The following is an 11,264-nucleotide window of genomic DNA, read 5'->3' on the forward strand; positions in this document are numbered from 1 at the left end:
TAAGCCTAACTCTTGTAAATAAGTAACACTAGGCTCAATATAAGTAAAGCCAGCCTTGCCGGCAGCTACTTTTTGCCATTGAGCGGTGGTCATTGAAGCTTTTTGTGATAAAGCATTAATACTATAGATCTCTTCTCTTGATAAACCTTCAGTGAAAGGAGCAATCATAGCTACCACTACCCCACAAGTATTAAAAGCTTGAGCATCAACTTTTTCTAAATCTTCTAACTGATTATTAGCATCTGCAAATAAGCAAGTGTTTTTATAAAACTCTAAATCAGAAAATGCTTGCGGTAATACATAATTACCCTCTTTAAAAGTAGCTTTACTTGCCCCATTAATCGCTTGGTAGTATTGGATTAATAGTTGTACTAACTCTTCATTACTTCCAGTTTTTGGAGTTAAATCCATAGTCTCTAAGGTTTGTCCGAGTTGAGTTAGAGCTCCTTTTTCAGAAGCTATAGTTTTACTTAAACTCGCAAAGCGCTTTAAAGTAGCTTGATCTAAAGCTACTACTTGATTAGTATCAAGATTATAACTGGTTACTTGAGCATTACTTGATGATGTAGTCTCTTTTTCTGCAGGAGTTTTATCCCCACAAGCAACTAAAGCAAAAGCAGTTAAAATTACACTTGTATATTTTAGAAATTTCATCTTCTTTAATAAACCTCATGGACATAAGATGATTTTAAAATACTCTTCTGCCTCCAAAATAAATGTTTTGCATCTTCTTGGTCTAGGTGAAGCTTTTTTTAATAGTATACTCCTTTTTTTAGGAAAAACAATGAAAGCGCCGTGAGTTTTTATAAGAAAAATCACAAGATTTTTCTTTACTTTGCACAGACAAATTTATTAACTTTATACAGCTAATTTTACTAAGTTAAGAATTAAACTAACTATCAATTTATAACTCTATTTAAACTCTTAAACTGCTTGAGTTTTAGCCTCTATTTAGCTTTTGCTCGTGCTATAATAAAAATAATCTCTGATTAATTAACCTGTGAAAAAAACTTTTAAATTAAGAGTTAACTATCCACAAGAAGCATTGTTACCAAGTAAAATTTACACGCTCAATCTTACGAGATTAATCAAAAGCTCTTTTTATAGCAAAGTAGGTACTACCCCTTCTAAAAGTCGTAGCTACATATAAAATTTACTTATCTCGAATGCACACACAAAAATCAATCTTTTTAATTTGAAGTCTGATTAATTAATTGGTCTTGAATAAAAACCAGCTTACATAATGGAGTTTATATAAAATGGGTCTAAAATTTCCACTCTCTAATCCAAAGAACTATGATACAGTATTGGATTTTATTCAACAAAGTACAAAGGTTCTTGATATTTCTGATAACTACACTCATTCTGCTTTAAGTGATACCTTTGAATTTGGTATTATCTCCGATTACTCTTTAGAAAAGAATTCTATTGTTTCGAATAACCGTTCTTTTCGCGGGGTTTACTATGTAGAATCTACAGAAGATCCAGCTCTAGAACAACTTAAAGCTTCAATGGTAATTAGCTTAACTACTTTCTCCATTTTATTAACGGCAGAAGTTTTAAAAATTAACCAAAAGAACCCTGAGCTACGTCGTAATATTTTACGTAATGCTATTTTAAACTATGTAGTAAATGCTTACTTTACGAGTAATAACTTCGTACAACAACCTCCATTAACTCAAGAGCAATACGATAACTTTAAAGCTAAGCTTGTAAACCAACCAAAATTAATTGACGATGTAGTTGCAGATGGCTTCCAAACTGCAAAACGTCAACAACAATTTGATTTTACCCATGCGTTATTCTTATACGCATTTAAACGTATTCAAGAAGATAGTCCTTTAGCGACAGAGATTCTAGATACTATCTACGAATTCCTCTTTAGCTATGGCTTTGGTGCTATCTACTTAGGTACTTATGCGACCATTTTTGTTCTTCTCCGCCAAAAACTAGGCTTTAATTTAACTCATCCTCTCCTTCAACTTAAAGACCTAGATAATTATCCTCTATTCGTTCAAGCTCACTATATTACCAGTGAATATACTAGTGATTCTCGTGGTTCACTCAATAATGAATTAGCCGAACTCGGTCGTGCTTGGCATCAAGGTACAGAAGGCAACTTTGCTACCTTTGCCCAAAAACAACAACTTCTTAGTATTTTTGATTACATTGAGTTTGATCCTAGCTTTGCGGAATTAGAAGAACCTTTAGAAGCAGGTAGCGCTCCTCTAGTAGAGCAAGTAACTCAAGCATTTGCAGGACCGATTAAAGACTTCTTTAATACTCCACTTGTAAATGCAAATCAGGCTTTAGAAGCAGCTAAGGAAATTAACAATGATTATCTCAAGTATTTAAACGTAAATATTGATCAATATCAAAAGCTACGTCTTAAAAATGCACAAAAAGTTGTTAATCCTGAATTAGTTGAAAAAGTTAAAGCACGTAAGAAACGAGCTGAAGTTCGAGACGGAACAAGTGCTTATCGTAAATTTAAATTGTTCCTAGTTCTTGGTTTAGTACTTGTCTTTGTTTATGCTTTTATTACCGAGTACTTCTAAATCTCTGCTTTTACTTAAAATCTTTGATTTTACTTAGAAAAAGCTCCCCACGCAGGGGAGCTTTTTCATTACTTAAATTTATTATAACTTGCAAGAGCAGTAAATTAGCCCAACTAACTTATCTACATAATTCTTGCTTCTCTTATTTCATTCAAGCTGATTATTTACACTCAGCTTCAAGTGCACTCGTAGTTTGTGCACTTAAATTATATTTTGCAGAAAGCTCACCTAAGCTTAAACCCATATCGGCAGCACTTACACCGAGACTACTTAAGGTTGCTTGCCCACTTCCTGAAGTTACTTTACAACTTGAGAAGACAAAAATAGTCTCATTACCTAAAGAAACGGCAGAATCTTCTCCTTTAATCACAAGAGGTTGATGTTCCGCAGGAGGAGTAGGTAAAGGTCGTACCTCAGGATTAAGCACTAACCAATTCGAGAGATCACGCTCTTGATAATCAGCAACTCCTTGTTTTACGATGCCTACTGGAATTCCATTTACTGCTTGTGCTTCTTCTTGTCCTTCAATAGTTACAACTTGCTTCGCCTCAGGAACTTTTGGAATTGCCGAAGATTCCGCAGGCATAGGTTGTACTTGCTCAACTTCAGAAGTATTAGGTTGTGTGGTTTCGGCTTGAGATGGTGCAGATGGAACTGCTTCTTCTTTCTCTAGGGTTGATTCTTCATCTCCTGACGGTTTGCCTTCTGCAACAGGCTCTTTAGCTTCATCTTGTGCGCTAACTTCAGATACAGATTCTGCTTTAGGTTCTTCTGTAATTGGATCTAAATCTTGTGATGTTTCTGAAGATTTATTTTTCTCTTCTTCAACTTTAGTCTCTACAGAGTCTTGTGTAGTAACAGGAGAAGAATCTTTACTTTGTTCCTCTATTTCTGACTCTACACCTGTAGAAGTTTGAACTTCAGTTTCAGAAGCCTCTGCAGAAGGAGAGGCTTGACCTTGAGTACTACCTTGTTCTTGCTCTTGAGTTTTTACCTCTTCTTTATTGACTGTAGGTTCTTCTTGGGTTGAAATTTGAGGATCAGAAGTTTCGCTTTGTCCAACCTGCTCTTGCTCACCTACATCATTAGCAGAAGTTGGCTGATTATTTGTACTCTCCTCTTCTGCTTCTACTTTAGTAGCTTCAGATACAGTTTCTGCTGGTTTTGCCTCAGCTTCAGCTTCTTTCTCTGTAACTTCTTTGGACTCTGTACTTTCAGAAGTTACTTGAGATTGAGTTTCTGCATCTTGTCCTTGCGAAGTAGCTTCTGCTGTACCTGAGGTTGCAGACTCAGTCTCTTGTTGAGATTCCTCTTGCTTCTGAGCTGAACTTGCTTCTTCAACTTTAGTATCGATTTCAGATTTTACTGACTCTTGCTTCACTTCCTCTTGAGGAGAGGTTGTGGTTGTTGTAGATTCTTTATTTTCAGAATCTTCTGCTTGCACAGTTGAGGTTTCTGTATTATTTTTAGAAGAAGTTTGCTGAGTTGTAGCACCATTTATATTAGCTTGATCGGCATTAGTTCCGGTGTTGTCTTGATACTCATAGGTAATTCCATTTAGAGTTAAACAACCAGCAATATTTAAAGTATTATCTTTAACTATTGCCTTACCTTTATCAGCTTTAACACTCACATTATGAGCGTCAACTTTAGCATTTGTTAAACTTACATCACCTGAAGTCGCCTCTAGATTTAAAGCACTATTAGCTTTAACCGTAGCATGATTTAAAGTAATTCCCTCAGTACTTGATACAACTACATTACTTCCGGATAAAGTAACATTTTTTGATTCGCTGTTGTTAGTGGTAACAGTTTTACCTTTGATCGTAAGCGTCGGATTGCTACCTCCTTGTAGCTTTACTTCAGCATTACCTAAACTTACTTCTCCAGCTTCAGCTTTAATACTTGCATTGCCAACTTTTGCATTTAGTTTGGAGGTAACCTTATTATCACCTTGGGTTGCTTCACCAATACTTATCTTTCCTCCTGTTGAGGTTAAATCAAAGTTATTAGTATTTAAAGTAGCCCCCTGTAAACTCACATCGCCTTGTACCTTGAAAGTTAAACTAGTATTACTATTAAAGGTTGAATTCGTAACATTGAGCTTAGCTAATCCACCAGAACCTAAAGATTCAATCCCTTGAGCTTGTAAGCTCGTATTCACAAAGATAAACTCAGATTTTGAGCTTTTATCTTCAAACTGTAATTTCGAAGAAGTAGAAAGCTTAGCATCCTCTAAACGTACTGGACCATCCCCAATTACAGAAATGGTACTTTGATTAGCTTTATCAGTTTCTCGTTGATTCTTTAACGTAGAGTTGTTAATAGTAACCTTCCCACCTTTGAGGTAGTAGTTCACTAACACATCAATGGTACTACCATTAACCACTAAGTCGCCACCAACTTCAGTGTTCTTACTATCGTTACCATTTTTCCCTAAAGCATGAAGCATTACTTCTTGCCAATTATTTTGTAAGGTAGAATTAGCAACTTCAAGTTTATGTCCTTCTGAAGTAATACGTACTTGTCCAAAGTTCACACTGACATTAACATTGGTTAAACTAATATTTCCTTTGGCATTGAGATTGAATGAAGTTACATTTTGAACTCCAGTAGGTTGAGACTGTCCAGCTTTAGTAGTTACATTAGTTAAACTTAGATCATCCTTAGCTAAAACTACTACTGTATAACCATCTAATTTATTAGCAGCTCCACTAACGGTAATAGTTTTATTCGCCTCAATGGTTAAATTTGTAGTTGTACTGAGATTACTTGCTGTAATCGCTACATTGTTATGAGCTTTTAAGTTAATGTGTCTTGTATGCACCGAAGAGTTAGTCACACTAATGTTATTAGCGGTTAAACTTAAAGCTCCATTTTTTCCATCTATGCCATACACTTCAGAATTCGATGCATAACCTGCATTAATCGTAGCATAAGATACACTTAAATTATTGGTTGAGGTTAAGCTCACATTAGAAGTTTTAAGAGCATTCTCTACTTGGGAATCTAAAAGATATGAATCCTCATAAGCTTTGGTGTCTTCGGTAGTATACTCGTAACTGTCTGTAGCAAGAACTATCTCTTTTGTTGTTGCTCCAGCTTTCGCTTTTTCAGTATTATAGGTTGTTGCGTTAACAATGTGCAGATTTCTTGGATCTAGTAACCACTGCCCTTTGCCTGCTGTTCCTTGGGCGTTAATGGTAAAGTCATCGCCAAGATGTAACTCTTTCCCTGAAGTCTCAACAAAGCCACCTCTGCCCTCTAAAGCTTGAGCTTGGAATGTACCTGCAACATAGTTACGATCACCCCAAACAATCGCTGTTCCCGCATCTCCTTGCGAGCGAGATACATCTATAGTTGCACCCGCTTGTACTTGAGTCAGAGCCGCTAGTTTTACTTGTCCTTGACCTTGGAGATCGCCTCCAAGATTTACTTCTTGAGCGACAATATTAGCCTCTGCAGTTACCACTACCGCATCCCCTAAAACTTGAACTTTAGCAGCTTGGGCTTGCCCTTGAGCACTTGTATTCTGAGTGTTATGACCTTGAATAGTTCCCGCTTGCACTACCAGCCCATTACGTCTTCCTTGTACTTGAGCTTGAGTATCTGCGGTAGTTTGTACTTGCTCGGCAGTTGATCCTGCATAGAGTAATACTTCACCTTGAGCATTGATTGTTGCTTGGGTTGCAGAGTCTGTTTCACTCACAAGATCAACAAAATTTTGGTTACCATGAGCTACTTTATTTGCGAGTAACACCGCATTTTTACTAAAAATACTACCAAGATTTAAGGCTTGGTTTTCTGCGGTAACCTTATAAGAGATTAAAGGATTTTCAAGATCTTGAATCGTAATTGACTGTCCCGCTAATAGATATACCGTCCCATTTTTAGCTTCGAGTACTCCAGTATTAATCGCCTGTCCCCCAACTAAAGCTAGAGTTCCATCTTGGTTGAGTTTAATTACCCCTTGGTTTAATACCGAAGCAATAGTAGCGTCTTTGTTTTGATTAAAAACATATTTACCTTGCAGAAAATCTTCATCACTCAGATCTAAGGTCGAAGCCACTAAACCTGCGACATCAACTTGAGATTTTACTCCAAAGACAATACCCGCAGGGTTAACAATAAATACCTTACCATTAGATTGTAATTGCCCTAAAATCTGCGACACATTACCACCTAACACACGATTTAATACCGCTGAATTAGCATGCTCTTGTAAAAATTTTACAATTTCATGCTCTTTAATGTTAAACGTTTGCCAGTTAATAATACTATTGGCTTTCGTGGTATAAGTTGTTACTGTTCCCTCAACAAGAGTTTGTACTTGTCCATGCATCACGTCCATGCCTGTACGAGCTGGTTGAGCGAAACTCATCCCAAGAGTAGTAAAACTTAATAATGCCACAAGGCTAGGTTTTAAGAATGAAGACAGGAATTTAGCGGTTTGTGAGGTTTGTGGAGAGGAGGTACTTTGTGCTACAGCACTGGTTGCCAGTTCCGATACTGCATCTAAAGATAAAGTACGACGATTAAACTTTAATTTAAAATTACGATTCATGCTGGTAAGTCTCAAAAGTATATGATGCTGACTTAGTTTTTATAAAAAACTTTCATAATTTATAAGTTTTTCACTTATAAAGCGAAAATTTTTTACCTCAAGCAAAATCAAAGACCTTGCAATTACCCTCTTCCAATTACCTAAAAGCCATAAAAATACTTGCCAAGTATAATTTACCTTTGCGATTATGAGTTCTAGTTTTTGAGGGAATTTAACTTTAATCTTTGATGATTTTAGCTATAGTTTTTATAAGCTTAGCTTTGATCTTGGCTTTGATCTTGGCTTGTTCTCACAGAGAAAGAAATTGCCTTAATCTTTCTCATCTAAGTCATTTACTATAGTCTATTCTAATGTATAAATTCATATTTGCCATGGACTAATAACTACTTAGTCCATGTTTGATTATAACATTTTTTGGTTCTAAAGAGCTTAACTCATGGGAATTAAATTTCCCGAACTTTCTTCACTTCCATTAAAACAAAGCTCTGAAAAACAAACCTAAAAAACCAACTCCAAGCTAAAAAAACCGCTAAAGATTTTGCTTGAACTCACTTTTTTTTCAGTGCCTAAATTAATTTATAGGTACATCTTTATTTTAACTTTTCCTGACATTCTCGGCTCAACTAAATTGAAGAGTTAGACATAAGTTTTGCCCCCTCCATTTCTCTTCATACTACCTTTTCTGCATACGTAAATTAAGACTTAGAAAAAAACAACTTTGCCTAGAACTCTTTACGCAAATGCAAAAAGCCTACCTAGTTAAGGTAAGCTTTTTTAAGAGATTTAAACAATTATTCTTCACTTGCTTCTTGTATTATTCTCTGATTCAATTGTTCAATCAACTCTGGCGTTGGCTCTTCATAGATAAACCCTGCTTGATTAGTAATAATACTTTGCCATTGTTCTTTAGTCATATAAGCTTTTTGGCTATAAGCATTTAAACTATAGACTTGCTCTCGCGTAAAATAATTACTAATTGGTAACATGAGATGCACCATTATGTAACATTTAGTATCAGCTTCCGGTAGCACTTCACGTAAAGCTGAAGCATTATCAGTGCTATAAGCAAAATAACACACTTGGGAATAATATTCAAAATCATCAAACTCTTGCGGAAGTAAATAAAAACCTTGAGCATCAAACTTAGCGGCCACTTCTCCATTAATCGCTTGATAGTAAGCAATTAGCATTGCCAGCTGTTGTTCTCCATCGCTTTGAGTTGTATCAACAGTTGCTAATTGTTCTGATTGAAACAGACGCTTAAAAGCTCCATTATTCTCATCAGCGACTCGAGCATCTACTGCTACTAAACGCTCTAAAGTCTTGTCATCGAGACTTGTAATTTTATTGGTAATCAAGTGCGGATTAATTCTTGGCTCTTGCTTATTACAAGCAAAAAGTAACATCGCCACTCCCAGTCCTCCTAAAAGTTTACCCACTCTAATGAGGTTTACTGGCGACTTCCAAGATAAGGATTCTTTTCTTTGCATCTTCGATCTTTAATTATTTTGGGCGTAGTTACTTAAGTAAGAGTTACGTAAAAACTCTAATTCAGGTTCACTATAACTAAATCCCGCTTGTCCACTAGTTACTAGTTGCCATTGTTCAGGCGTAAACTGATTTTTTTGGCTAAAAGCGACTAAACTATAAACTTGTTCAAGAGTAAAGTTATCACGTAAACCTTTATATACCTTGGTAATCGGGGAACAAATTCTACGACTATTTTCTAAAGCTTCAGTTTGTCCTTGCTGCTGAGCAAAAACACAAACATTATGTAAAATATTCTAACTCATTAAATCCTTGAGGTAACTGCTACTGCTGGTTCATAAGCAGAGGCGCTTGGTTATTCACTACAAACTCATACCCCGAGAGAATAATGTCATGAAAAATCTGTTCCTCGGTTAAAGCTTTATATCCACTCTCTAAAGTGGAGATTTCAATTGCTACATGTCCTAACAGGATACCTTTGAGTAAATGAGCGCTGTCTTTAACTTGATTATAACGCTACACTACCTCTGGCGTTAAACTCGAGCCTTAGTTACTAGGGTTAATCGAAGTTATCTTCCAATTAGTTTTTCGCTCAATTTTTCTAAAGAATAACTTCTTAACTTACAGAACCTTTCTTAACTGCTGGTTTAGTTAGTTTAATCAAAAATCTTTCCAAAGTAAGATTTATCAATCCAGTCTTCTAATGGTTTTTTATAGGTAAAACCGGCTTTGTTTTTTACGATTAACTCCCATTGCTCTGCAGTAAATTTATCTTTTTGGGTAGTAACCACAAGACTATAGAGTTGATCTCGAGAAAAACCTGTAGTTAAAATTTCATAAAAATACTCTACATTAGCACAAATATTCTTTAAAATCATGCTGTCATAATTTTCAACTAAACTTTTTTGTACTTCCTCATTGGTAAATTTTACTTGCTTAAAAGCATCTTGTTCACGGAGATAAGCACAAAAACCTGCCTCAAATTGAAATTGGTAAAAAATTTGTGGTAATTGATACTCTTGTCCTTTAAACTCTACCGGCTCATGATAAAAAGCAACCTTATAAATAAACAAGATAGCTGTATCCATGATTTTCTCTTTTGTGTAATACAAAAAATTAATATGTTTTTCCTTTAAATATCTGCCTAGGACATTTCCGGTTGATAAACTTCTTCCCTTGGTTCCCTCTTCAAAGCGAGCGATGTTTTCCGCAGTCAAAGATGTTACTTTTACGGGCTTGAAATCTGGTTTATCTCCGCAAGCAGTTAAGGTTAAGGCTACAAGTAGTGCTGGAGTTAAAATGTATTTTTGCATATTTTTTTACCTTAAAAAACCTACTTTTTAATGGTGAGATTAAAATAGTCTTTCCACAGTTTTTGGACTTGAGAAAAATGGGTACGTGATAATTGGGTTGGCCAAGCACGATAATCTAAAGTAAAAGTTAAATTCTTCTTTTGGATTTTGGGATTGGTCGTAAAAGAATCTTTTCTTTGATTATAAACATTTTCAAAGATAATCTCCTTTTGATCACGATCGTAAATAGTTAAAGGTTTACGACTACTCATATACATTTCATAATCAAGAATATAAGTAGCAAAAGCATGAGGATTATGATCAAAAGTGGTAGCTGTTGCCACTAAGAATTTACAGCCTTTAGTATATTTACCTTTACTCTCTGCTTCGAGGTAGAAACGACAAGCCTGAGCTAAAGTAAAAAACTCATCTAATTGAAGAATGGTATAGCGTTTATTGATTACTTGAGGTTGTAAAATGCTTGTATTATATGCGGTTATTACTCTTAAAAAATTCTCATAAGTAAAGTTGCGTTTACTAAACTTAATGTCTAGATATTGGGACCAAGGAGCTTGAGGATCTGCAAAACTGCTCTTAACCAAATTCACGGCTTCACTTACCTTAAGTTGAGGAACTTGAGCTTGCTCTTGTTGCTTTTTACTACAAGCACCAAGAAGCAAGAACAAGCATATGATGATTAATATTTTTCTCATTTACTTCTTACTCGCTCCAATGACGAACTTAATTTCTTCATTAGGATAATTTTACTGAATTTAAATGTATAGCTATGGTTTTATTATTCCAAATTGCATAGCTCGTCATATATTTTTCTCACCTTAAACTATTGATTTATCATAACATAAAGCAACTCGGTCGCAGCAAATTTATATCTTATAATGCGAGACTTTTTTAATTATTATCGCTTGAGCTCATCAAGCTAAAAACTTTAGATTTTAATGCTCAAGCAAACAAAAATAACAACACTCAAACTAAACTAAAAGAAAAAACCAATTCAGAGCAAAATGTAAAATGACTAGGTTAAACAAGGAAACTTTGTGGAAAGTCGGGTAAAAAAAGAATTTTTGCAAAAGAGTTTTGCAAAGAAAATGAGAAGTGAATCTAAGAAGGCTAGTAATATAAAACGAAATGAGCGAGAAAAGATTTACTAACATCGCAAAAAGTAGTTTATATTAATCAAGCAATTAATATAAACTACTCATAGTATTTAGCATAAATTAAACTACTAAGATTTTTGTAAATTTACTAGACACAAATAAAAAAACCTGAGAGAGCTAACTTTCATAAAGTTAACTCTCTTCAGTCTCAACTTATAAATTAAAATTTGTTTTACAAATACTTAAT

At 35.0% G+C, this 11,264-nt stretch carries 6 protein-coding genes; 1 reads left to right on the forward strand and 5 read right to left on the reverse strand.

The features are described 5' to 3' along the window. Positions 1-654: hypothetical protein (locus CKF59_RS04615; RefSeq protein WP_147397120.1), on the reverse strand; the 654-nt coding region annotated here is incomplete at its 3' end. 605 nt (positions 655-1,259) lie between these two features. Here CKF59_RS04615 and CKF59_RS04620 point away from each other — a divergent pair. Further along, positions 1,260-2,558 carry a hypothetical protein gene (locus CKF59_RS04620; RefSeq protein WP_119534804.1) on the forward strand — a complete coding sequence of 433 codons (1,299 nt, stop codon included), beginning with the start codon at positions 1,260-1,262 and terminating at the stop codon, positions 2,556-2,558. A gap of 160 nt (positions 2,559-2,718) precedes the next feature. Here the strand turns inward: CKF59_RS04620 and CKF59_RS04625 are convergent, their stop codons facing one another. The 4 genes from CKF59_RS04625 to CKF59_RS04640 all read right to left on the reverse strand — a co-directional run bounded on the left by CKF59_RS04625 (position 2,719) and on the right by CKF59_RS04640 (position 10,615). Beyond that, complete coding sequence (locus CKF59_RS04625; RefSeq protein WP_119534805.1) at positions 2,719-7,122, reverse strand: two-partner secretion domain-containing protein; 4,404 nt, start codon at positions 7,120-7,122, stop codon at positions 2,719-2,721. Positions 7,123-7,913: 791 nt separating this feature from the next. Continuing rightward, positions 7,914-8,612: a hypothetical protein gene (locus tag CKF59_RS04630; protein WP_119534806.1), complete on the reverse strand. Its 699-nt coding sequence runs from the start codon at positions 8,610-8,612 to the stop codon at positions 7,914-7,916. A 654-nt stretch (positions 8,613-9,266) separates the two neighbouring features. Further along, on the reverse strand, positions 9,267-9,923 hold the full coding sequence (locus tag CKF59_RS04635; protein ID WP_119534807.1) for a hypothetical protein: 657 nt from the start codon (positions 9,921-9,923) through the stop codon (positions 9,267-9,269). Between the two features lie 20 nt (positions 9,924-9,943). Continuing rightward, the gene (locus CKF59_RS04640) at positions 9,944-10,615 is read right to left on the reverse strand and encodes a hypothetical protein (RefSeq protein ID WP_147397121.1); all 672 of its coding nucleotides are present in this window, start codon (positions 10,613-10,615) and stop codon (positions 9,944-9,946) included. Positions 10,616-11,264: the final 649 nt, after the last annotated feature.

The sequence above is a fragment of the Psittacicella gerlachiana genome (assembly GCF_003585965.1).
Lineage (GTDB): Bacteria > Pseudomonadota > Gammaproteobacteria > Enterobacterales > Psittacicellaceae > Psittacicella > Psittacicella gerlachiana.

Coding starts and splice junctions, on each gene's coding strand:
- CKF59_RS04620 (WP_119534804.1), top strand. CDS start 1,260: ATGGGTCTAAAATTTCCACTCTCTAATCCAAAGAACTATGATACAGTA.
- CKF59_RS04625 (WP_119534805.1), bottom strand. CDS start 7,122: ATGAATCGTAATTTTAAATTAAAGTTTAATCGTCGTACTTTATCTTTA.
- CKF59_RS04630 (WP_119534806.1), bottom strand. CDS start 8,612: ATGCAAAGAAAAGAATCCTTATCTTGGAAGTCGCCAGTAAACCTCATT.
- CKF59_RS04635 (WP_119534807.1), bottom strand. CDS start 9,923: ATGCAAAAATACATTTTAACTCCAGCACTACTTGTAGCCTTAACCTTA.
- CKF59_RS04640 (WP_147397121.1), bottom strand. CDS start 10,615: ATGAGAAAAATATTAATCATCATATGCTTGTTCTTGCTTCTTGGTGCT.